Below are 24,229 nucleotides of genomic sequence, written 5' to 3'. Positions count from 1 at the left end.
GGGCTTAGCGACAGAGTGCAACGGACTTGATCTGAGCGATTACTGGCATCCCAATAGTTAGCCCCAATTGCTGAGCGGAAAAACTGGTAATTCTGGAAACAATAGGGGTGTCATCAACCAAAAGCCTTACTTGGGTCATACTAGGGTTGCTAGTTTCTTGTTGTAGATCATCAATCACAGCAAAGAGACGATTCAGAATACTGGATTGATCCGAATGGGTTAAGCTCAGGCTGACGTCTCTGGCTTGAATTCTCAATCTGACGGTTTCCCCTAGCGCTTCGTCTCCTTGTGCAAAGAAAATCTGCTGATGACCGAGACTCAGAGTCGACAGTTGCCATTCGGCATTTTGCTCGATGACCTTTCCTGAGATCAATACACTGGCATCTTGATGATTGGTAAAAGAAGAATCCAACTGACTAAGCAGATCCGATGCCTTGCCAGCTTCTACCAGTTTCCCTTGTTCTATCACCACAATGTTATTGGCCAATCGACTGACCTCATCTAAGGCATGACTAACGTATAAAATTGGAATGTCTGTGGCTAGGCAGGCTTTTTCAAGGTAAGGCAATATGTCTTGTTTTAGACGATTGTCCAATGCTGATAAAGGCTCATCCATCAATAGCATGCTAGGTTGTGACAACATGGCCCGGGCGATGGCAACTCGCTGTGCTTCCCCGCCAGATATTTGATTCGGGTAACGCTCTAGTAAAGGCCCAAGACTCATAAGTGATAAAATATCTTGATAAACAAAGCGCTGTCTTTTCTGCTTAGCTCGTTTGATGGCGAAGGCCAAATTTTGCTGAACGGTCAAATGAGGGAATAAGCTGGTATCTTGAAATACGAAACCGATCGGCCTTTGGTGTGGTGCTAAAAAGGTTTGATTGTCTTGCCAAATTTGTCCGGCAAATTCCAAATAGCCTTGGATGTTTGATTGGAGACCCGCGATACAGCGTAATAATGTTGTTTTGCCTGAGCCAGAAGGCCCAAACAGGGCAGTAACGCCAGAGGGGGCGAGTTGAATATTCAATTCTAGTGCAAAGTCTGAAGGCGTTGGTTTTGTTTGATTGAACTGTATCTTCAAGCCTTGCTTTATCATGACCAAACTCCTTTTTTATCCTTCTCATGTTTGGTTCTTTGAGTAAGGTAGAGCAAGCATAAGACGATAAAAGCAAAGGCCATCATTAATAAGGATAAGGTGTGTGCCTGCGCGTATTCTAATGCTTCGACATGGTCATAAATTTGCACAGAAATCACTTTCGTTTCACCTGGAATGTTGCCACCAATCATCAATACAACGCCGAACTCTCCGACGGTGTGGGCAAACCCCAATACAGCGGCACTGATAAAACCTGATTTTGACAAAGGCATAACAATGGAAAAAAATCGATCCAATGGCGAAGCACCAAGGGTAGCAGCAGCGTCTAGATGTTTTGACGCAAGGCTGGCAAAGGCGTTTTGTAATGGTTGCATCACAAAAGGTAGGGAGTACAGCATAGATGCGACCACGAGACCAGCAAAGCTAAATGGCAGGGAAGCGATGCCTAAATCGGACAAAATTTTGCCGAGAGTGCTGTTTGGACTTAGAAAGATAAGTAAATAAAAGCCCAGTACGGTCGGTGGTAATACCAACGGCATGGTGATCAAGGCATTGATTGGTGCTTTGAAAATAGATCGTGTCCGTGCCAACCACCAAGCCATAGGTGTGCAAAATATCAGCAAGAGTAACGTCACTAAGCTGGCCAATTTTAAGGTGAGCCAGATGGCAGTTAGGTCGGCTGGGCTGAGGTTCATCATAAGGCGCTAATAAGCTGTGTCATAGCCGAAGGTTTGCAGTTTCGCTTGAGTGTCTGGGCGTAGTAAAAACGCCATGAATTCATGCGCTAAAGCAATCTTGTTTGAATGAGTTAGGATCACGCCAGCTTGAAGAATAGGGTCATGGAAGGTGGCCGGAATGGACACTATGTGAGCTTGTGTATTGTCTTTCAGCGTTTGTGACAAAGCGACTAAACCGTATTCCACATTTCCAGAATGGACAAATTGATAAGTCTGACCAATGTTTTCTCCGGTGATGAGTTTGTTTTCGAGCGATGACCAGATGCCTAAATGCTGCAGGCTTTGTTGTGCAGCTTTACCGTATGGTGCCAATTTAGGGTTCGCTATGGCAAGGTATTTCGTCTTTTTTAATGCCTCAGCGAGTTCGTCTATAATTAGAGAAGAAGGTGCCCACAAAACCAGTTTGCCTTTGGCATAAATGGCTAAGCTGCCTGCTTGTGCTAAGCCCTTATCAAGTAAGACTTGTGGCTTTTGAAGATCGGCAGAAAGAAACACATCGTATGGGGCATGGTGTTGTATTTGTGCGAATAATTTGCCTGATGAGCCAAAGGATATACTTAGGTTGTGCCCTGTTTCTTGTTTGAAATCTTCAGCGATGACCTTGATTGGATGTATAAAATTCGATGCCACAGCGAGTTTGAGAGTCTGTGCTTTGACATTGGACGGCTGGTAGGCAAGTGCTAGGAAAGCAAGCAAGACACAGACGTTGAAAGCAGGGGATCCTCGCTTGATGGTAATAATAGAGTATTTGTTCATCTAACTTAGGAATCCCTGTGGCGTAATTGGCTTAAGGGATCCTTAAGCCAATAGTAAATAGCAATTTCCTTGCTCAATGCCAACAGTGGCCTTTTTCAAATGACTGCCTTGACAAGGGCCTGTGACGCAAGTGCCATCAAGCGGTGAAAAAAGAGCGCCATGATGATGACATTTTAAATAATCCTCATCGGCAACAACCTCTTGCTCTGACCAGTGTAGTGGCTTGTTTTGATGTGGACAGCGATTCTCATAGGCCACGATCTCGCCTTTTTGGCGGGTGACTAAAAAATCGTAATCTTCAATTTTTAGTGTGAGCGCTTTTCCTTCAGGTAGGTCTTGCGCATTAGGTATTAGATGCTTCTGAAACACGTGATGACCGTACTATTTTTATAATGATTAGAATGACTAAAATAAACGGAAGCTGGGCTTCAATTTATCACCAACTGAAACAAAATACGCGGGATAATGCTATCTCGATTAATTTTCCGCATAGGAAGACTCTAATTCGGTAAGTTAATTGAGTCAATATGCAAGAATTGAGTTAGTTTATTTTCCAGCGTTGCTTGCTCAAGCTTTGCTCCCTATACTTGCCTCCCATGGCCAAGAACACTTCAAAAAAACCAATACGTAAGTCATCGACGAAACGTAAAAAAACGACACAGCTTTCCACACTAAAGAGCTTTTTTCGAGCGGCGTTTAAATGGGGATGTCTATTGGCACTGGTTGCCAGTGTACCTTTTTCAATCTGGGTTTGGTGGCTGAATGGGCAAGTTGTTAGTCGCTTTGAAGGGCAGAAATGGCAAGTCCCATCAGAAGTTTACAGTGCGCCGATTATTCTCAAGAGTGGTGCACCTTGGAAAAAGGCCGATCTGGAACGCCTTTTAGAAGAAACGGGTTATCGATTTGGGCGCAACAGCCAAAAGGTAGGATGGGCGGCTCGAAGTCGTACCAAACTCAGCGCTCATTTACGTTCGTATGTTGACCACCTTGGTTTCCATGAAAGCCAACGCCGAATTTTTTCTTTTTACCGTGGTGTATTGCAAATTAATGCACTGAATGGTGACGCCATAGACGAAGCTCGTATTGAGCCACAGCGGATTGGTTTTTTGTATGGTGGTAATACTGAAAGCCGTCAGATTCTAACCTATGACCAGATTCCTCAACCTTTATTGGATATTTTAGTGGCGGTAGAAGATAAAGACTTTTATCACCACTGGGGCATTTCTTTAACAGGGATCGCTCGAGCATTGGTGGTCAATCTAGCCCATGGTGCACGACGACAAGGCGGCTCCACCCTGACTCAGCAACTCGTCAAAAACATGTATTTGAGCTCGGAGCGGACCTATACTCGTAAGCTCACAGAAGTCATTATGAGTTTGTTGTTAGAATTCCATTATTCTAAGCAAGACATCATTACAGCCTACATGAATGAAGTGTATTTAGCGCAAGTTGGTAATAGTGCTTTGCATGGCTTCGCGGCGGCGAGTCAGCACTTTTTTGGTCGACCACTAAATGAATTAAACATTGATGAATTTGCTTTACTAGTGGGTATGGTGAAAGGACCCTCTTTGTATAATCCTCAGCGCTCTCCTGAGCGAGCAAAAACTCGACGTAATGTGGTGCTGACGGTATTAAATCATCAAGGAAGGCTGTCACAAGGTGATTATCAGAGTCTGATTAAACAGCCAATTCGGTTGGCCGATAAAAAGCGTGAACGCACTGTTTACGGCGATTATTTAGATTTAGTTGCCATGCAGTTGTCACGAGATTTTGATGAAAATACCTTGGCAAGTGAAAATTTAAAAATTTATACCGGTGTCGACATTCGAGCACAACGAGCAGCAAGCCAAGCTATGCAACGTCAAGTTGCGAATCTTGAACGAGGTGATCGTCATTTGCTGGGGTTGCAAGGGGCAATGGTGGTTACAGATCGTGTTTCTGGGCAAGTTCGAGCGATCGTCGGTTCGAGTGATCAATATTATACAGGTTTCAATCGTGCACTTGGCGCTGTTCGTCCAATCGGTTCTCTGGTTAAACCGCCGTTATATTTATCGGCATTGGCCACGGGGCGTTATACCTGGTGGACAAAGGTTGAAGATGAGCGCTTACGTTTCAAGGTTGGTAGCGATATTTGGGCGCCTGAAAACTACGATCGACGGGTACATGGCGAAGTGCACTTGTATGAAGCTATGGCCAAATCTTATAACCTAGCAACGATATCTTTAGCGAATCAAATTGGCTTTGACCGAGTTGGTGATGCCTTACGGCAGTTGGGTGTTAAACGTCCCTTTACCATGCATCCAGCTATGGCGTTGGGTGCTCTTGAATTGTCACCGTTTGAGGTGTCACGACTATACCAACCAATTGCATCGCAAGGGCAAAGTAGTGAACTGGGGGTTGTTTTAGCGGTGATGGATCAAAATAACCGCTTAATTAAGCGCTTTAATCGACAAACCCATGTGCCCTTTACTGATGCCGTATTAGCCGTCACCTTAGATGGTATGACCAAAACACCTGAAATCGGGACAGCTCGAGCGGCGAAAGCGGCGCTACCGAATTTAACCTTTGCCGCGAAAACCGGCACTACAAATCAACAAAAGGACAGTTGGTATATCGGTATTACAGGGGATTACTCGACCACAGTTTGGCTGGGCGATGATGACAATGTCCCCCTTAGCATTACTGGCAGTAGTGGGGCGCAGAAAGTTTGGATTGATTTTACGAGCCATGTGAACTCGACATCACTTCCTAGTCGTTTGCCTTCTGGTGCGGGTCGTTTTCAGGTATTGAATGACTCGTTTGAAAAGGCTGCAGATCGGTGTGATGACAAAGTGTCGCTAGCGTTTGTGCTTGGTACTGAGCCGAAAAAATCAACTTCCTGCTTTTGGCCTTTTTGATAAATAAGTCTAAACCTATACCATCACTCTTGTTTTTTATTTGCCATAATCATAGAGTAAGCTATTGTTGTGTATGTGTTTTTATCATTTTTTGGGAAAAAGCTTGCTAAATAATCCTATTAAGGCTGGCGTAAAGTGATGTCGCGCGCCGTTTCATATTATTTATTCAGCCTCGTGCTGATCGTATTTTCGCAGGTCAGTGTGGCGGCAGGACCAAGTTTGGCTTCCTGTGATGAACTCACTGCAACGGGAAACTCAGAATACCCTCCTTTTTTATGGCGTGATAAACAGAATTCAATGCAATTACAGGGTGCTAATCGAATTATCATGGATGAGTTAAGTCATCGTATTGGTGTGCCGATTCGGTTACAGCATGTTGGTCCTTGGTCTAGAGCGCAAAGTGAGGTCAAAGCTGGTCGCATAGACCTTATGGCTGGAGCGTTTTACACCAATAACCGAGCGGATTACATGGATTATTTTACGCCTGTGATCTTGTATACCCAGAGTGTGGTTTGGCAGCGTAAGGCGACTCCCTTTCCTTTTCAGCGAAAAGAGGATTTGCAAGGTCATTGGGGCGTTACTGTGATTAATAACAGCTTTGGTGAACAATTTGATCGTTACGCAAAAGACAATCTTAATATTTTAACGGTGGCCAGTTTAGCGCAAGCTTTAAAAATGTTGGCCACGAATCGTGTCGATTATGTACTTTACGAGAAAAGCCCTGCTCAAGCCTACGCTGGCTTGCTTGGATTGTCTGATGAATTGGAAGCCGTTGAGCCTCATGTTAGCAGTGAAGGGCTCTATCTTACCTTTTCAAAAGCTTCTGCTTGTAATACCCCAGGTCTTCGTCATCGTATTGCTATCGCTTTAAGAGATATGAATCAAGAAGGCTTTATGGAGCAAGCCTTGCTTGATGGTGTGTCAACTTGGTCGCTTAAAAATCATCAGGCGTTATTGAATTAAAGACTCATACAGCGTAATCCATTGGTCGGTTACCGTCTCCCAACTGTAATCGTAGTGCATGGCGTTAATTTGTTTTTGACGCCAAATCTGTGGTTGGTAGTAGGCGTTCAAACAACGTTGTAAGCAAGCTTTTAGTGCATCCGTTGTGGTATCTTGAAAGTGGAAACCGTTGGCCTTTTCTCCCCCTTCAAACACTGTGTCTGCTAAACCGCCTGTTTGTCGAACCAGAGGCAGTGTGCCGTATTTAAGGGCGTAAAGCTGAGTGAGGCCACAGGGCTCAAAGCGTGAAGGGATCAACAGCACATCCAGTCCTGCTTGTAGGCGGTGAGAATAGTTTTCGTCATAACCAATACGAATAGCCACTTGCTCAGGGTATTGCTGCTGCAGCTCGATAAAACCTTGTTCTAAGGCTTTATCCCCTGATCCTAATAAGACAAAGCGAGCGTCTTGAGAGAGTAGCTCAGGCAGTGCTTCGAGTATTAGATCAAGGCCTTTTTGTTCTGTTAGTCGACTTACGACACCGAATAACGGCTTCGATAGATCGGTTGATAAATTATTTTCAGCTAATAAAACTTGTTTGTTAAGGTTTTTTTGCTCTAGTGACGTCACATCATAGGTCTGGCTAATCAATGGATCGATTGCTGGGTTCCAAGCGTCATAATCCACTCCGTTGAGTATGCCTGTGAGCTTATCCGATAGAAGCGTTAAGATGCCGTCGAGGCCATCGCCGTATTCTGGTGTGAGAATTTCTTGAGCATAACAAGGGCTGACGGTGGTAATCGCGTCGGCATACACTAATCCCGCTTTGAGGCCAGAAAAACGGCCATAGAATTCCATTCCTTGCATGGTTAGTAACTCAGTTGATAACTGAGTGCTAGCAAATTTATGCATCTCGAAACTGCCGTTGTAACGCAAGTTATGAACGGTTGTGACGACCGCGACGGATTTATTTTTCCAGCTTTCTAAATACGCTGCCGCAAAGCCAGTTTGCCAATCATTAAGGTGCAGAATATCAGCTTGCCAACCCGTTATTTCACTCTGGTTGGCCAAGCTTGCAGCGGCCCAAGAAAAGGCACAAAAGCGCAGATGGTTGTCATCAAAGTCTTGGCCATTTTTATCTACATAGGGACCATCTTCTCTTTCATAAAGTGCCTGACATTGAACTAACCATATGGGAATGTCACTTTCTGGTATGTGGGTTTCAAGAATGCGTAAATCTCCTACACCAAATGGGTTTCCCAAGTTGATAGTCTTCTGAATAGGCGCTACCTTTTCTAGTATGCCTCGGTAAGCTGGCATGATGAGCTTGACGTCATGTCCTTTTGTTCGCAGAGCAAGAGGTAAAGATCCTGCGACATCAGCTAATCCGCCAGTTTTGATTAATGGGTAAATTTCCGAGGCTGCGAAAAGTATTTTCATGGTTGGGTGTCTTCATTTTATGTAGTAGGTTGAAGTATACCTAACTGATGTTTGAATGAGAGTTATTTATTACTTTTAAGGGCTTTACATGGATTTAAATACGGCGCGCATGAAGACAATATCCATCATCTTAGCGGGTGGACGCGGTTCAAGGTTAAAACAGTTAACGGATCAACGCTCTAAGCCAGCAGTACCAATCGCTGGTAAATATAAAATTATCGATTTCCCTTTATCCAACTGCATTAATTCGGGCATGCGACGAATCGCTGTGTTAACTCAGTATCGATCACACACATTGAATCAGCATGTGCAACGGGGTTGGAATTTTTTGCGTACTGATTTTAATGAATTTATCGAGTTATGGCCTGCACAGCAGCAAACTGGTGGGGATTGGTATCGTGGCACCGCCGATGCGGTATACCAAAATTTGTCGATGATTCGAGGCTTAAAAAGTGAATTTGTCTTGGTGCTGGCGGGTGATCATGTGTACAAACAGGATTACAGCTTGATGTTAAAGGAGCATCTTGAAAGTGGCGCTGATGTGACGGTTGCTTGTATTGAAGTGCCGGTTGAGGAAGCGAATCAATTTGGCATTATGCATGTAGATGAAAGTGACAATATCATTGCGTTTGAGGAGAAACCAGCCCATCCAGCCACTATGCCCGGTAAGCCAGAAGTCTCATTGGCGAGCATGGGGATTTATATTTTTAATACCAAATTTTTATCTGAGAACTTGTGTTCAGATGCGCAAGATACTGAGTCTAGCCACGATTTTGGCAAAGATTTAATCCCCTATTTTGTTGGTCGAAGCCATATTAAAGCTCATCATTTCTCCAACAGCGTGGTGGTGAACGAAAATTATCCACAAGATGCTTATTGGCGTGATGTGGGGACGTTAACGGCCTATTGGGAAGCCAATATGGACCTCACTAAACTCGTGCCTGAGTTGGATTTATACGATGAAAATTGGCCGATTCGGACCGCTCATTATCAACGACCTGCCGCTAAGTTTAATTATAACTACGAAGAACGCATTGGTACCGCCCTAAACTCTGTGGTGTCGGCTGGTTGTATTGTCTCTGGAGCAACTGTGGAGCAATCAATTTTATTCAATAACGTGCGTGTGAATTCGTATTCTTATGTTAATGAATGCGTTATTTTACCGCGATGTGACATAGGCCGTCATTGCCGTTTGAATAAGGTGGTGGTGGATGCTGATTGTCAGATTCCCGAAGGTACGGTTATTGGTGAAGACCCGCAACAAGATAGTGAGCGTTTTTACCGAAACGAAGATGGCATTATTCTGGTGACACAGGCCATGATTGAAGCATTGACTTGAGTAAAGAGTAAGAAGTTTTCTCTGCTTGCTTGAAAAGTTGGAATTAGGGCGCATTAGTAGGGTTTACCTTGCGTGTTTCGGTTATCCCCGTAACCTGTGGATAACCCTATTGGTGACTTAATGATAACTCATTGTAAGCCAGTGAAAGTCGTGCTTTGTGAGGGGGTGTTCAATTCTTCTTCAGTGCCGAAATTTAGTATGAATCTTGCGCAATATTGTTTCTTTTTTATGCTGACCAGAAGTAGGGGAGCTTATGTTTACAGGAATTATTCAAGGCAAGGCAAGTGTTCAGTCGGTTATTCAGGATGGCCGAAATAAACGTTTGGAAGTCTTGTTCCCTGAAGGTGTGATGTTAAGTCAGCAGTTGGGGGCCAGTGTTGCTATCAATGGTGTTTGCTTAACCGTGGCGGAAATAGCTCATGATGTACTGACATTTGATGTGATCGACACAACCCTTGCGTTGACCAATATCGGTTTATTGCAAGTGGGCGATACGGTCAATTTTGAACGTGCCGCTAGAATGGGCGATGAAGTTGGCGGTCATGTTATGTCGGGTCATATTATGACGTCGGTAAGCGTTTCTCATATTGAGAAGGTTGACGAAAGCGTTCATATCCGTTTTGTCACGGATCGTCAGCAAGAAGTGGATGCACGTCGTTATTTATTCGATAAAGGCTATGTTGGCTTGAACGGTGCCAGCTTGACGATTAGTGATATTGGCAATGATTGGTTGGAAGTGTCTTTAATACCAGAAACTTTGCGATTAACGACGTTTTCTATGTTATCTGTTGGTGATAAGGTGAATTTGGAGATTGACGCTCACACTCAAGCAACTGTGGATACGGTAGAACGAGTATTAAAAGAGAAAGGCATTGTCTTGCCTTAAGGAAGACATGAAATCAATGGAGTCCTAAGCGGAATTTCGGTAGAATGCTCGGCAAATTCTAACCAGATAATAGGTTGATAACCTGGCCCAATGTGCTTAGCAAGAGAATATCTTGTAAATAGCTGTCTATCTTGTGGCCCCTGTCAGCCTGTGATCATTTTAATATCGCTTTTATAGTGTGAGAAAATAGTGTCTTCAAACAATCTTAAGCACATACGCAATTTCAGTATCATCGCCCACATCGATCATGGTAAATCTACTTTGGCGGACCGCTTTATCCAAGCCTGCGAAGGTTTAAGTGAACGTGAAATGTCGGCTCAAGTACTTGATTCAATGGACATTGAACGTGAGCGTGGCATTACCATCAAGGCACAAAGTGTGACGTTGGACTACCAAGCTAAAGACGGTGAAACCTACCAGTTAAATTTCATTGATACTCCAGGACACGTTGACTTCTCATATGAAGTGTCTCGTTCATTGGCAGCCTGTGAAGGGGCTTTGTTGGTGGTTGATGCGGCACAAGGTGTAGAAGCACAATCTGTTGCTAACTGCTATACCGCGATTGAACAAGGCCTTGAGGTGATGCCGGTCTTGAACAAAATTGATTTGCCACAAGCTGAACCTGAGCGAGTCAGTGCTGAGATTGAAGAAATCATCGGAATTGATGCGATGGACGCGGTGACCTGTTCGGCGAAGACAGGAATGGGCGTTGAAGACGTATTGGAGCGTTTGGTAGCGACTGTACCAGCGCCAGAAGGCGATACTGAGGCACCATTACAGGCGCTTATTATTGACTCTTGGTTTGATAATTACCTAGGTGTTGTGTCTCTGGTTCGAATCAAACAAGGTACCTTACGCAAGAAAGACAAGATTTTCATCAAATCCACCAAACAAGCACACCCAGTGGACATGGCCGGTATTTTTACGCCAAAACGTAAAGAGACCGGTGTCTTGAAAGCCGGTGAAGTAGGCTATGTTGTGGCGGGTATTAAAGACATTCATGGTGCGCCAGTTGGTGATACCATCACCCATGCCACTACCCCAGATGTAGAACAATTGTCTGGTTTCCAAAAAGTGAAACCACAGGTCTACGCTGGTTTATTTCCTGTCAGCTCAGATGATTATGAAGACTTTCGTGTTGCCTTAGGCAAACTGACATTGAATGATGCGTCATTGTTCTATGAGCCAGAAAGTTCGGATGCGTTGGGTTTTGGTTTCCGTTGTGGTTTCTTAGGCATGCTGCACATGGAAATCATTCAAGAGCGTTTGGAGCGTGAATACGACCTAGACTTGATTACGACTGCGCCAACAGTAGTGTACGAAATTGAGTTGAACAATGGTGAAGTGGTGTATGTTGATAGCCCCTCTAAAATGCCAGACCCAGGTACGGTAAAAGAAATGCGCGAACCCATTGTGGAAGCGAATATTCTAGTACCACAAGAATTTCTAGGAAACGTCATCACCCTTTGTGTGGAAAAGCGTGGCGTTCAAAAAGACATGCAATATGTTGGTCGTCAGGTGCAATTACGTTATGAATTGCCGATGAACGAAGTGGTAATGGATTTCTTTGATAAATTGAAATCTTGCAGTCGTGGTTTTGCTTCCTTGGATTACAGCTTTTCTCATTTCAGTGCAGCGGCTTTGTGTCGCTTAGACATCCTGATCAATGGTGAGCGTGTCGATGCCTTGGCTTTGATTATGCATAAGGATAACGTTCAATTTAAAGGGCGTGCTTTGTGTGAAAAAATGAAAGATTTGATTCCTCGTCAAATGTTTGACGTGGCGATTCAGGGAGCAGTAGGTGCAAAAGTAATATCACGCACTACCGTAAAAGCCATGCGTAAAAATGTAACAGCAAAATGTTACGGTGGTGATGTGAGTCGTAAGAAAAAACTACTACAGAAGCAGAAAGAAGGTAAGAAGCGCATGAAGCAGGTAGGTAATGTGGAAGTACCGCAATCTGCTTTCCTTGCGGTTTTACAGCTGGACAGCTAATAGAAAACCAAATCGATGCGTGAGCATCTCGGTGGAGTAATGTTGTATGGGTTTTGATTTTGAGTTGATACTGGCAATTGCCTTTCTGATTACAGGTGTTTTTTGGGTGTATGACCGTATCGTGTTTGCACCAAAGCGAAAACGCCTTTTAGCTGGTATGGATCAAGCCGCACAAAAGGCCCTGAGTAAAGCAGCAAAGGAGCGTTTGGCTGATACCCCTACCTTGGTATTGGAAGTTAAATCCTACTTTGTGATTATTGCCGTGATATTTGGTTTACGTTCATTTGTTGTCGAACCATTTCAAATTCCATCAGGCTCTATGTTACCGACGTTGCAGATTGGCGACTTTATTTTAGTGAATAAGTTTGACTATGGACTGCGTTTGCCTGTAACGAACACGACGTTAATCCCGACGTCTGAACCAAAACGTGGTGATGTCGTTGTCTTTAAATACCCTTTGGATCCTAGTCTAAACTATATTAAGCGTTTGGTAGGCTTGCCGGGTGATAAGATTCGTTATCGCAACAAGGTGTTGACCGTGAATGGTCAACAAGTCAGTAAAGCGTTTTTGGCGGCTTTGCCTATTTCGCTTAATCCGAATGAGGAGCCTGTTACTCTATTTAAGGAAAACTTAGGCGGAGTAGAGCACGATATTTATAATAGTAATCGTAACACCCCACATGAGGGGGATTGGGTCGTGCCGGAAGGCCATTATTTTGTCATGGGTGATAACCGTGATAACAGTGCGGATAGTCGCTTTTGGGGCTTTGTTCCAGAAGCAAATATGAAGGGGCGTGCATTTTATGTATGGCTTCATTGGGATGACTTTTTCAGTATCCCAAGTTTTAAAAATAACGGTTTGATTGAATAAATAATAATTGGAGACATTTTGAGTTCACTGTATCAGAAATTGTGTCGGCGCATAGGTTACTTTTTTGCCGACCTTGGATTGCTTGAACTGGCGCTGACACACCGCAGTTATGGCGGGAAAAATAATGAGCGTCTTGAGTTCTTGGGTGATTCGATTCTCAATTATGTGATAGCGGAAGACTTGTTTCATCGTTTTCCAAAAGCCAAGGAAGGGGAATTAAGTCGCTTACGTGCGTCATTGGTCAAAGGCGATACGTTGGCTGAACTGGCGCGTGAATTTCAGCTAGGAGATTTTTTAAAACTCGGCGCTGGTGAATTGAAAAGCGGTGGTTTTCGTCGTGATTCGATTTTAGCGGATAGCGTCGAAGGCATTATCGGTGCCATGTATTTAGATGCTGGCATGGACATTTGTCGTCAACATATTTTAGCTTGGTACAAAGATCGTTTAGAAGCGACTTCTCTGAAAGTGGTGACGAAAGACGCTAAAACACGTTTGCAAGAATATTTGCAAGCCAGAAAACATGCTTTGCCTCAATACGATGTTGTGGATATTGTTGGCGAACCTCATGATCAAACGTTTCATGTGCATTGCCACATTGAGTTGTGCAATGAAGCCATAGAAGGTTGTGGCAACAGTCGTCGTATCGCTGAACAAAATGCCGCCGCTAAAGCCCTAGAAAAGTTGGAAAAAGTGAATGTCTGATGTTGAAGTAACCCATTGTGGTTATATCGCCATAGTTGGCCGCCCAAATGTGGGCAAATCAACCCTGCTGAACCATATTCTAGGGCAAAAGCTCTCGATTACCTCTCGGAAGCCGCAAACCACGCGAGACCAGATCCTAGGGGTGAAAACTGAAGGTCATATCCAAGCCATTTATGTGGATACACCTGGATTACATTTGGGTGAAACCAAAGCCATTAACCGCATTATGAATCGTACCGCCACGGCGGCCTTGAAAGATGTGGATTTGGTGCTGTTTGTTGTTGATGCTGATCGTTGGACTGAAGAAGATGAGTCGGTTTTGCAAAAGGTAAAGTTTGCCTCATGCCCTGTGGTCTTGGTGGTAAACAAGGTTGATCAGCTGGATCAAAAAGATGAGTTATTGCCTCGTTTGGCGAATTTATCTGAACGCATGGATTTTGCTCAAATCGTGCCGATTTCTGCTTTGCGAAATAAGAATTTAGATCGTCTTGAACGTTTGGTGGAAAGCTATATTCCAGAGGGAATGCAGTATTACCCAGAAGATCAAATTACCAATCGCAGCTCGCGTTTTTTAGCCGCTGAAATCGTGCGAGAAAAAATTACCCGTCAGTTAGGGCAAGAAGTGCCTTATGAAGTGGCGGTACAAATTGAAGAGTTTGTTTACGAAGAATCTGCGATTCATATTAGTGCGTTGATCTTGGTTGAGCGTAATGGTCAAAAGCGCATTATCATTGGTGATCGTGGCGAAAAAATTAAACTCATTGGTAAAGAAGCTCGCATTGATATGGAAGACTTGTTTCAACATAAGGTGATGTTGAATTTGTGGATTAAAGTTCGTTCAGGTTGGTCTGATGATGAACGTGCTTTGGCAAGTCTGGGTTATCAGGAAGAGTAAGTCGGATGCGCGCTAATGGGTATGTCATTCATACTCGTCCTTTTCAGGACAACAAGGTGTTGGTTGACCTATTGACCCAAGAACAAGGTTTGATGCGCGGTGTTTGGCGATTACCGAAAAAAGAGGCCCGGGTCTTACCTGGGCCTTTTTTGTGTTACGAGATGGACTATGTCGGGCGCAGTGACTTGAAGACGATCAAAAGCTTGGAGTCTTTGTCTGCTCCTAGTCCGTTGGATGGGCTAAATTTGTATGCAGCCTTGTATGTTCATGAGTTACTCGAGAAGCTTTTACCGACCAATTTACCCCTGCCAGATATGTATGCTTTATACCAATGGCTGATTGAGAGCCTGTACGCCGGTGCGCCCGTAGCCCCACTCTTAAGGCGTTTTGAAGTGGGGTTGTTTGCCGACTTAGGATCAAGCATTAGTATGGGCGTAACCGGGCGTGGTGAACCACTGAAGGCGACGCAAATGTATCAGTTTCATGGTCAGTTTGGTTTGCGGCCATATCATGGTGAGATATTAAAACAAACACCAATCGTCTTTGTCGAAGGGCAGGTGGCGATGCAATATCATGCTGGTGTATGGCGTGATAAGCAGGTTTTAAGCTTGGCAAAAGTGTTACATCGACACTGGTTGGATGGCTTATTGAATGGTAAGCCTGTGGTGTCTCGAGAGCTATTACCAACGACCTCGTTCAGAGGTGAACTGCATTTGGGTGTGCCAGTATTTCGAGCTTTGTAAAGGCATTTTAACGGTAAGGGAAAGGATTATGATTTTAGGCGTTGGAACAGATTTAGTTGAAATCGAACGTGTGTCTAACTCAGTTGCACGTTTGGGGGATCGTTTTATTGATCGTATTCTTACCGCGCAGGAAAAGTTACGTTGGCAGGCTATTTCACATCCAGATCAGGCTAATGCTTATGTGGCCAAACGCTTTGCTGCAAAAGAAGCGGCGGTGAAGGCCTTGGGAACTGGTATTGGGTCTGGTGTTAGTTTTCAACACTTTAACGTGATTAATCTGCCGTCAGGTCAGCCTTGTTTAGAAGTGGATAACAGTATTTCTGAGCGCTTTGAGCAACCAGTGGTTTGGCACTTAAGCTTAACAGATGAGCGCGCTTATGCGCAGGCCTTTGTTATTCTTGAGGCCAAGTAATAAGATCTCTATGATTTAACAGATCATCAATAGCGTGAATGAAATCTTCCGCCACCCCTTCAACGTCTTCCATACCCAGTTCTTTTAAGTGCGTTTCCAAAAAACCTGCATGGCGGGCAATATTAAAGGTGCCTGTGTATTTAGAGGCTCCGTGGATTCTATGAACTACTTCAATGAGTTTTTCTGTGTCTTGGTTTTCTAAGTGATGCTGAATCAATTTTTTCTCATTGTTCAACGAATCGGCCAGCATGGTAAACATTTCTCGAGCGATTTCTGTTTTACCATCGACTATGTCTAAGGCTTTTTGCATGTCGAAAATATTCACCAATGTGGCATCAACTTGTTGCTGGAAGGTCTTGGTGTTAGAGCACCACTCATCTATGGTGTGAAACAACACTTCTTCAGCAATGGGTTTGGTTAAATAGGCATTCATGCCACTGGCGAGAATTTGTTGCTGTTCTGAACCAAGGGCGTGTGCTGTCAGAGCAATAATAGGGGTGTTCTGGTAAGACTTTAATTGTCGTAATTGTTGAGTGGTTTCCATGCCATCCATTTCAGGCATTTGAATGTCCATGAAAATGAGGTCAAATGATTGCTCCGATGCTAATGCTAAGGCTTGTTGGCCGCTGTAGGCTAGAGCGACTTCGATACCGTGTGGTTGGAGCCAATGACTTAACAGTTGTAAGTTGATCGGCGCATCGTCAACTGCCAAAATTTTAAGACCTTGACGGGGCTGGTCTGACTCAATTGGGGTGCTGTCGCTGTCTTCGTCGACCTGGATAACCCTTTGGTCGATCTGCTGTAGTGCTTTATAGAGACGATCATGGCTGACGGGTTTAAGCAGTATTTCGCTAGCAAGGGCTTTAAGCTCTGGATTTTGGGTGATGTTTCTGGGGGGCTGAATCATCACAATACAGGGGATAGAAAAGTGCTGGTTGGCGTAATTAATCAGCTCTTTTGTTTCCTCTACACTGGTTTCTTCTGGCCCTAAACTCAGCACAATACCGTCAATGGTGTCGGCCTTTTCCTTGAGCGCGGAAATCAATTGTTCAATGTCGCTACAACGGGTGGTTTTAACGCCTATGCTGTGTAAATAGCTGGTCAGATGTGCTCGATAGGTACTGTTTGGTTCCAGTAAGATGATGTGTCTGTCTAATGAGTCTTTTTGATTCATCAGGTTGCCTGAGGCTTGTAGACACAGGGAGAAGCGAAACGTAGAACCTATGCTTGGATCACTACTGACTTCGATTTTTCCCTGCATTTGTTCAACCAGTTTTTTACTGATGACTAGGCCTAAACCAGTGCCGCCAAACTGTCGTGTTGTGCTGGTGTCTACTTGTGAAAATGGCTTAAAGAGGCGATCAATTTTATGTTCCGGAATACCAATACCAGTGTCGATGATTTGGAATAGCAGGGTCAACTTGTTATCAGACTGGGTTTGGCAAGATACTTTGGTTTTGACCGAACCTTGATGGGTGAATTTAATGGCATTGCCTATCAGGTTGGTGAGTATCTGACGGACGCGAGTACTGTCACCAATGATCCATTCCGGCAGTTGAGCATCGAACTCTGTGACCAGATCAATCTGCTTTTCTTTGGTTAACAGATTAATGCTCAGCGTTTGATAAACATCATCGATTAAGGCCCGAAGATTAAAGTGATTGCTTTCTAAGCTTAATTTTCCGGCTTCTATTTTCGAGAAATCTAAAATATCGCCAATGATGGCGAGCAAGCTATTTGTTGATTGCTCAATGGTATCTATATAGAGCTTATGCTGCGGGTCTTTAATGCCTTTCTGAAGAGTTTTGGTATAGCCTAAAATGGCATTTAATGGGGTTCTGACTTCATGGCTGATATTCGCGAGAAACTGAGATTTCAGGCGATTGGATTCCGTTGCTTCTCGGTTTGCGATGTGTAATTGCGCGCTTTTTTCCTCCATGCTGTCCATGCTACGACGAAGGTCTTCCGTCGCTTGCTCTATGCCGGCGGTCATTTCTTGTTTGTTATGTTCAAGCCGCTCCGTTAGGAATAGCAAATCTTTTTGTAAGGTATGATATTCCACTGGAAGTCGCATCAATTTTGCTACGGAGAATTGTTCTTTGGCCAGTTTACTTAAGGTGTTTTCGATGTTTTTAACGGGTTGGATTAATTGTTTGGTAATGCGTAAGAAAATGAGCCCACTGCATAAATTAAACGCAAAGAAAATCAATAGGACTAAGCTGGCATATTGGTATTTTTGGATTTGCACTACGGCGGTATCAGCTTGGATTTTGACCCAACCAATGAGGTTTTGTTGGCTCATTGGAGTAAATAAGTCGGCCTGTGGGTTAAAGGCTCCGTCCAATGCATTATTGTTGTAATGAACAGCACTAATGGAAACGACATGATCTGGGAATTTCTGTATCTCGCTGGCGGTTGGGAAGCCGGTTATTTGGGTGATAAATTCGGAGCCTAGCTCGGCGATGATTTTTTGCTCGCTGTTAAACAGTTGGACGCTACTGATGTATTGGTTGCTGAGGGCGTTTTGCAGGATTCGATACATCATATTTTGATCAGAAAACACGATGGCGTATTCGCTGGTGGTAGCAACTTGTTCTGTTATGTGTTGAGTGCGCTGATAAAGATTATCGTCAAGATCGTTGAAGCGACTAAGGATTAAAAACGTGCAGGTGATGATGGAGATACCAAAAACAGGCGAAAATAAAGACCAAAACAGTTTGTTGTCGTGGTTTAGCTGAAGTTTTGGTAAACGAATGTTAATCATGGGGTCCTATTTAGCATTGACTAATAACAGGCAAAATTGTTGCTGCCTTGGCGTTTTTCGCATTCTTCTTGGTACTGTTGACAGGCTTTTTCATCGCTTTTAGTGACTGAATCATAAAGGCACTGACGCCATTGGGTTCTCAGTTCTAAATTGTTTAAATCGGTGGCGATACTCTCATTTTGCTCACAGGCAATGAGTAGTGTAACAAGTGTAAAAACTAATAAAATACGTTTGTAGCCCATGTGCACGCCTTAACATTGAGTGGTTGAGACTAAGTTTATAACGCTTTCTTATTGTACTCTTGGTGGCAAGTGGTCTTAAATAGGCCCAATGAGTTAAGTGTCATTCTGTCCGTAATTAATGTCAATGAAGTTTTTATATGATCGAGTATCCAAGTATCGAGTCTTTGATTGGGCAAACGCCTCTGGTGCGTCTACAAAGAATCAACCCAAATTCTAACAATACCATACTGTTAAAACTGGAAGGGCAAAATCCCGCTGGTTCGGTAAAAGATCGACCAGCATTAAATATGATTTTGCAGGCTGAGCGTCGTGGTGAGATCAAACCGGGTGACAGTTTGATCGAAGCGACCAGTGGTAACACTGGGATTGCATTGGCTATGGCTGCCGCGATTAAGGGCTATAAAATGCACTTAATTATGCCAGATAATATGAGCCAAGAGCGTAAGTCGGCGATGGCTGCATACGGGGCTGTTCTGCATCTGGTCAGCAAACAAGAGGGCATGGAAAGAGCAAGAGATTTAGCTCAAGAGATGCAGGATCAAGGGATTGGCAAGGTGCTTAATCAGTTCGCTAATCAAGATAACCCTAATGCTCATTATCTTTCAACGGGTCCTGAAATCTGGCAGCAAACGCAAGGTACTGTGACGCATTTTGTGAGTTCCATGGGGACCACGGGGACCATAATGGGGGTCTCGCAGTATTTGAAAGAGCAAAATGACAAGATTCAGATTATTGGGTTGCAGCCACAAGATGGTGCCAGTATTCCAGGAATACGACGTTGGCCAAAAGAGTATCTGCCGTCTATTTTCGATGACACGCGTGTTGATACTGTGATGGACGTGTCCCAGCAAGATGCCGAACAAACCATGCGTCGCCTCGCTAAAGAGGAAGGGGTTTTTTGTGGTGTATCATCTGGTGGTTCTGTGGCAATGGCAATGGCGTTATCTGAGCAGTTAAACGGTGCTGTGATCGTAGCGATTGTATGCGATCGTGGCGATCGATATTTGTCCACAGGTGTGTTTGATTAACAAAAGTTGTCATGTTGATCTCTCCTGAGATGCGTTAGAATGCAGGTTGAATATCCATTTTACTGCGAATCGAGAAGGTATCTTGAGAAGACGAACAGCAACCCGCCGTCCAGCGAAAAAAGCCCCTTTAGGGCCAATGCAAACCTATTTAGTTGAAGGGTTAACCCATGAGGCGAAAGGTGTGGCTCGCCTTAATGGTAAAGTCACCTTTATTGAAGGTGCTTTGCCTGGGGAAACGGTCACCGCACAGGTGAATAAACCTGGTCGTCGTTTTGACGAAGCTGTTCTGAATGCCGTTATCGAAACCAGTGTTGATCGTGTGTCACCAGCTTGCCAACATTTTGGTGATTGTGGTGGCTGCAGTTTTCAGCATCTAGAAGAGTCGGCGCAACGCCTTGCTAAAGCGGATTGGTTGGCAGGACAGTTAAGAAATCTGCTGTCGAAAGAGCAAATTGAATGTTTATTTGATGTGGGGTCAGGTTATCGTCGTCGAGCTCGTATCGCGATTGATCATAAAAAAAACGCCTTGGTGCTTGGTTTTCGCAGTAAAGCCTCTAATCGCGTTGTTGACGTTGAGCAATGTCACGTCTTAACGCCGTCCCTACAAACTCTGTTCGTTTCCCTTAAAGTTTGTTTGAAGCAGCATCCTATTTTGTCGTCATTGGGGCACATTGAACTGTTAGAAGACACCAAAGGTCTGTCTGTCGTTCTGCGTCTCGTATCTAATATTACGCCGGTGCAACAACAGGCTTACCTAGACTGGGCACAACAACAAGATGTCGAATTATATTGGCAGGCACCAAAAGCGAGCAGAGCCGACCTTACAGATGAGCAAATGCGCTATTATGATGTGAGCAATTTGCGTTTGAAATATCATCCTCAAGACTTTATTCAAATAAATGAGTTTATGAATCAAAAAATGGTGGCTCAAGCCATGGCTTGGTTGGCACCACAGAAAGACGATACGGTGTTGGATTTGTTCTGTGGGGTAGGAAATTTTTCTTTGCCATTGGCGCAACTTGCTGGCAGTGTAATTGGCGTGGAGTTACAGGAATCAATGGTTCAAGCAGGCCGACATAATGCCAGTTTGAATGGATTAAAGAATTTGAGTTTTGTGGCAGCGGATTTAACACAACCAGTTGCAGGGCAATTTTCAGCTGAAAACATTAATAAGATATTGCTTGATCCACCGCGAGCCGGAGCGTTTGAGTTTTTAGATACTATTATTCATATCGCGCCACAGCAAATCTTGTATGTTTCTTGCAACGCGTCTACTTTGGCAAGAGATGCTGAGTATTTAGTGTTAAATGGTTATAAGGTAGTGCGGGCGGGTTTAATGGATATGTTCCCACAAACATCACATGTGGAAACCATGATGCTATTGCAAAAGCAAAAGTGAATTGAAGGACAGATAAATGGTAACAGTAAGAAAAGATCATCCTGTACTAGAGGATGGTAGTGTCGATATTGATGCTTGGATGTCTAATTTTTCTGATCTAATTGATGATAGTGCTCGAGTACCTCTAAGGATGGCTTGTGAGTTGGCGCGACAGGCTGAGTTGCAATGTGCCCGGCCTTCCTATTGGGGCCCGCAAGCTAGTACCTTCCGTGCTGGTTTGGAGATGGTTGAGATTTTATCTGGTTTTCGAGCCGATCAAGACTCCCTTGTTGCTGCCGCCTTGTATCGAGCGGTTCGAGAAGACCAACTGCCAATCAGCCGAGTGGTGGATATGTTTGGTCGTAAAGTCGCATCTCTCATTGAAGGGGTGATTCGCATGGGAGAGGTGTCGAAGAATTTAACCGCAGACACCGCTGTCGAAGTATTAGGCAGCAATGAAAACCAGCTGGAATCACTTCGCAAGATGCTGGTCTCGATTATCGATGATGTGAGAGTGGTGCTGATTAAACTCGCAGAGAGAGCTTGTGCGATCAAGGAAGCAAAGTATCAAGGAGAAGATCGTCGAGTTGCAGTCGCTTTGGAAGTTCAAAGTGTCTATGCACCCTTGGCGCACCGTTTGGGGATTGGTCACATTAAATGGGAACTCGAAGATCTTTCGTTTCGATACCTATACCCAACCGAATACAAACGCATCGCCAAATGGCTAGATGAAAAACGTCTTGATCGTCAGCAGTACATAGATGATGTGATTGGATTGCTCGATCAACGTCTAAAAGGCATTAATATTCATGCGGATTTGATGGGACGAGCGAAGCATATTTACAGTATTTGGCGCAAAATGAAGCGCAAAAACATTGGTTTTGATGAAGTTTACGATGTGCGTGCTGTGCGTATCTTAGTTGACGAGCCAATGGAATGTTATGGCGTTCTCGGTGTGGTCCATAATTTATGGCGCCCCATCCCACAAGAGTTTGACGACTACATCAGTAACCCTAAATCAAACGGCTACCAATCTCTCCATACTGCTGTGGTTGGGCCCCAAGGTCGTGCCTTAGAAATACAAATCCGTACCCACAAAATGCATGAAGATGCTGAGCTTGGGGTTTGTGCCCATTGGAAATACAAGGGTACCGACCTAAGTTCGAACAGCACCAGTTACGAAGAAAAGCTGCAGTGGCTTAGAACCATTCTGGATTTTCACGAAGTGCAAGGGGATTTAGAATCCTTATCTGAACAAGTTCGCAGTGACATTGAACAAGATCGAATTTATATATTTACACCGGATGGTCACGTGGTGGATTTACCGGTAAATGCGACCCCAGTGGACTTTGCTTATCGAGTGCATACTGAGATTGGTCACAGATGTCGTGGTGCTAAAGTAAATGGCAAGATCATTTCTTTGGTGACGCATCTAAAAACCGGTGACAAGGTTGAAATCCTCACCACAAAAGAAGGTGGACCAAGTCGAGATTGGTTGCACCCAAGCTTAGGTTATGTGCAAACCAACCGTGCCCGCGCCAAAATTCAAAATTGGTTTCGTAAGGAAGATCGAGACAAAAACCTTGAGGCTGGTAAGGCTTTATTGGATAAACAACTTAAGCGTTTGGGGGTGGATGATAACCGAATTGACTTACAAACGGTGGCGGCACGGTTTAATTTCTCCAATGCGGATGAAGTTTATGTGTCATTAGGGGCTGGGGACATTCAACTGGCTCGAGTTCTAAGAGTGGTTGATGAGTTCCTAAGTCCGGACGGTGAAGCGTCGTCGAGTACGACACGTCCAATTCGTTTAAAGAAAAGTCGCCATAAATCCTCTGATAATGACATTCATATTCTGGGTGTGGGGAAACTCTTAACTCAGATGGCCAAGTGTTGTACGCCCATTCCGGGTGACGATATTGCCGGTTACATTACCCATGGTCGTGGCGTCTCGGTACATCGTCAGGATTGCATTAACATAGTGCAGTTGGGTATGGACGAGCCAGAACGTATTATTGATGTGAGCTGGGGGGAGCGTTTAGACAACCAATACCCAGTGAACATTCAAGTAGAAGCTTATGATCGAACTGGCTTGCTAAATGATATTACTGGGTTGCTTGCCAATGAAAAAGTCAACCTATTGTCGATGAATACGCTATCGGCAAAAGAGAATCATACGGCCAATATCCGTTTTACTATTGAAGTAGGGGAATTGACTGTATTGAGTAAGTTATTACACCGAATCAATCAGTTGCCAAATGTATTAAACGTGTATAGAGAGAAAGACTTTTGAGTGAAGCAATCCAGCGCTTACAACATTTAATGACTTGTTTGCGTGATAAAGAGTTTGGTTGTGCTTGGGATAAGCAACAAACGTATCAGACCATCGCACCCTATACTTTGGAAGAAGCCTATGAAGTCATTGATGCTATCGAGAGATCGGACTACGACGATTTAAAGGATGAACTGGGGGATTTGCTGTTCCAAGTCATCTTTTACTCTCAAATAGCGCTTGAAGATGACAAATTCAATTTTGATGACGTAGTGAATGGCATAGTGGCTAAAATGTTGCGTCGTCATCCGCATATTTTTCCTCAAGGTGAGCTTAGCCGCTTTGGTGAGCCAAATACTTTGTCAGAGGCCGAAATCTCAGTCCAATGGCAAGCGATTAAAGCGCAAGAAAAGGCGTCAAAACCCAAGCAGAGTGTATTGGATGACGTGCCAAGTTCCATGCCGAGCATGATGCAAGCCGTTAAATTGCAACAAAAAGCCTCTAAATTTGGATTTGATTGGCCTGATGTGATGCCAGTGTTTGCCAAAATTCGAGAAGAATTGGATGAGCTGGAAGAGGCCATAAAGGCCGGTGAGCAAGAACATATTGCCGAAGAAATGGGGGATGTATTGTTTGCCATGACCAACTTAGCGCGTCATTTAGATGTTTCACCTGATATGGCATTAAACAAAACCAATATTAAGTTTCGACGTCGCTTCGCTAGAATCGAGACGTTGTTAGTAGCACAGAATAGAAAATTAACGAATTGTTCTTTGGAAGAATTAGACCGTTACTGGGAGCAAGCTAAAAGCGAAGGTTTATAGCCTTGTAATG

Annotated in this window: 21 protein-coding genes; 14 read left to right on the top strand and 7 right to left on the bottom strand. The window is 44.1% G+C overall.

Translation table 11 applies throughout. The features are described from left to right. Positions 1–4 precede the first annotated feature (4 nt). Genes modC through MAR181_RS13585 form a run of 4 tightly spaced genes read right to left on the bottom strand, consistent with a single transcriptional unit; the run spans position 5 to position 2,958 of the window. Positions 5–1,096: a molybdenum ABC transporter ATP-binding protein gene (modC, locus tag MAR181_RS13600; protein WP_013797172.1), complete on the bottom strand. Its 1,092-nt coding sequence runs from the start codon at positions 1,094–1,096 to the stop codon at positions 5–7. After that, complete coding sequence (modB, locus tag MAR181_RS13595; protein ID WP_013797171.1) at positions 1,093–1,794, bottom strand: molybdate ABC transporter permease subunit; 702 nt, start codon at positions 1,792–1,794, stop codon at positions 1,093–1,095. Before modB ends, modC begins: the two co-directional genes overlap by 4 nt. 6 nt (positions 1,795–1,800) lie before the next feature. Beyond that, complete coding sequence (gene modA, locus MAR181_RS13590; RefSeq protein WP_013797170.1) at positions 1,801–2,589, bottom strand: molybdate ABC transporter substrate-binding protein; 789 nt, start codon at positions 2,587–2,589, stop codon at positions 1,801–1,803. A 42-nt stretch (positions 2,590–2,631) separates the two neighbouring features. Further along, positions 2,632–2,958 (bottom strand): Rieske (2Fe-2S) protein, encoded by a 327-nt coding sequence (locus MAR181_RS13585; RefSeq protein WP_013797169.1) that lies wholly within the window; start codon positions 2,956–2,958, stop codon positions 2,632–2,634. A 344-nt stretch (positions 2,959–3,302) separates the two neighbouring features. On the opposite strand from MAR181_RS13585, the gene MAR181_RS13580 reads away from it, so the two are divergent. Both MAR181_RS13580 and MAR181_RS13575 read left to right on the top strand, forming a co-directional pair. Then, positions 3,303–5,486: a transglycosylase domain-containing protein gene (locus MAR181_RS13580; RefSeq protein WP_245546161.1), complete on the top strand. Its 2,184-nt coding sequence runs from the start codon at positions 3,303–3,305 to the stop codon at positions 5,484–5,486. 138 nt (positions 5,487–5,624) lie between these two features. Continuing rightward, positions 5,625–6,449: a substrate-binding periplasmic protein gene (locus MAR181_RS13575; protein WP_013797167.1), complete on the top strand. Its 825-nt coding sequence runs from the start codon at positions 5,625–5,627 to the stop codon at positions 6,447–6,449. Here MAR181_RS13575 and glgA read toward each other — a convergent pair. Then, positions 6,438–7,868 (bottom strand): glycogen synthase GlgA, encoded by a 1,431-nt coding sequence (gene glgA / locus MAR181_RS13570; RefSeq protein ID WP_013797166.1) that lies wholly within the window; start codon positions 7,866–7,868, stop codon positions 6,438–6,440. The genes MAR181_RS13575 and glgA overlap by 12 nt on opposite strands. Before the next feature lie 88 nt (positions 7,869–7,956). On the opposite strand from glgA, the gene glgC reads away from it, so the two are divergent. The 8 genes from glgC to acpS all read left to right on the top strand — a co-directional run bounded on the left by glgC (position 7,957) and on the right by acpS (position 15,711). After that, positions 7,957–9,207 (top strand): glucose-1-phosphate adenylyltransferase, encoded by a 1,251-nt coding sequence (gene glgC / locus MAR181_RS13565; RefSeq protein ID WP_013797165.1) that lies wholly within the window; start codon positions 7,957–7,959, stop codon positions 9,205–9,207. A 253-nt stretch (positions 9,208–9,460) separates the two neighbouring features. Continuing rightward, positions 9,461–10,093, top strand: coding sequence for a riboflavin synthase (locus tag MAR181_RS13560; RefSeq protein ID WP_013797164.1), 633 nt, complete (start codon positions 9,461–9,463; stop codon positions 10,091–10,093). Positions 10,094–10,282: 189 nt separating this feature from the next. After that, positions 10,283–12,088 (top strand): translation elongation factor 4, encoded by a 1,806-nt coding sequence (gene lepA, locus MAR181_RS13555; RefSeq protein WP_013797163.1) that lies wholly within the window; start codon positions 10,283–10,285, stop codon positions 12,086–12,088. 46 nt (positions 12,089–12,134) lie between these two features. After that, a complete protein-coding gene (gene lepB / locus MAR181_RS13550) occupies positions 12,135–12,959 on the top strand; it encodes a signal peptidase I (RefSeq protein ID WP_013797162.1) in 825 nt (274 codons plus the stop codon). A gap of 18 nt (positions 12,960–12,977) precedes the next feature. Further along, entirely contained in the window at positions 12,978–13,661 is a 684-nt protein-coding gene (rnc, locus tag MAR181_RS13545) for a ribonuclease III (protein ID WP_013797161.1), read from the top strand. After that, positions 13,654–14,556, top strand: coding sequence for a GTPase Era (gene era / locus MAR181_RS13540; protein WP_013797160.1), 903 nt, complete (start codon positions 13,654–13,656; stop codon positions 14,554–14,556). The genes rnc and era overlap by 8 nt, the downstream gene beginning before the upstream one ends. Before the next feature lie 5 nt (positions 14,557–14,561). Continuing rightward, a complete protein-coding gene (gene recO, locus MAR181_RS13535; protein ID WP_013797159.1) occupies positions 14,562–15,299 on the top strand; it encodes a DNA repair protein RecO in 738 nt (245 codons plus the stop codon). A 28-nt stretch (positions 15,300–15,327) separates the two neighbouring features. Next, positions 15,328–15,711: a holo-ACP synthase gene (gene acpS, locus MAR181_RS13530; RefSeq protein ID WP_013797158.1), complete on the top strand. Its 384-nt coding sequence runs from the start codon at positions 15,328–15,330 to the stop codon at positions 15,709–15,711. Here acpS and MAR181_RS13525 read toward each other — a convergent pair. Continuing rightward, a complete protein-coding gene (locus tag MAR181_RS13525; RefSeq protein WP_013797157.1) occupies positions 15,692–18,475 on the bottom strand; it encodes a response regulator in 2,784 nt (927 codons plus the stop codon). The two genes, acpS and MAR181_RS13525, sit on opposite strands and share 20 nt — an antisense overlap. A 20-nt stretch (positions 18,476–18,495) precedes the next feature. Then, a complete protein-coding gene (locus MAR181_RS13520) occupies positions 18,496–18,717 on the bottom strand; it encodes a hypothetical protein (RefSeq protein WP_013797156.1) in 222 nt (73 codons plus the stop codon). A gap of 137 nt (positions 18,718–18,854) precedes the next feature. Between MAR181_RS13520 and cysM the strand changes: the two genes are divergently transcribed. The 4 genes from cysM (at position 18,855) to mazG (ending at position 24,219) form a co-directional block, all read left to right on the top strand. Then, a complete protein-coding gene (gene cysM / locus MAR181_RS13515) occupies positions 18,855–19,745 on the top strand; it encodes a cysteine synthase CysM (protein WP_013797155.1) in 891 nt (296 codons plus the stop codon). An 82-nt stretch (positions 19,746–19,827) separates the two neighbouring features. Further along, positions 19,828–21,144 carry a 23S rRNA (uracil(1939)-C(5))-methyltransferase RlmD gene (rlmD, locus tag MAR181_RS13510; RefSeq protein ID WP_013797154.1) on the top strand — a complete coding sequence of 439 codons (1,317 nt, stop codon included), beginning with the start codon at positions 19,828–19,830 and terminating at the stop codon, positions 21,142–21,144. 16 nt (positions 21,145–21,160) lie between these two features. Further along, entirely contained in the window at positions 21,161–23,416 is a 2,256-nt protein-coding gene (gene relA, locus MAR181_RS13505) for a GTP diphosphokinase (protein WP_013797153.1), read from the top strand. Next, positions 23,413–24,219 (top strand): nucleoside triphosphate pyrophosphohydrolase, encoded by an 807-nt coding sequence (gene mazG, locus MAR181_RS13500; protein WP_013797152.1) that lies wholly within the window; start codon positions 23,413–23,415, stop codon positions 24,217–24,219. The genes relA and mazG overlap by 4 nt, the downstream gene beginning before the upstream one ends. Positions 24,220–24,229 lie beyond the last annotated feature (10 nt).

The sequence above is a fragment of the Marinomonas posidonica IVIA-Po-181 genome, assembly GCF_000214215.1.
Lineage (GTDB): Bacteria > Pseudomonadota > Gammaproteobacteria > Pseudomonadales > Marinomonadaceae > Marinomonas > Marinomonas posidonica.
This window is presented reverse-complemented; position numbering and strand designations above follow the sequence as displayed.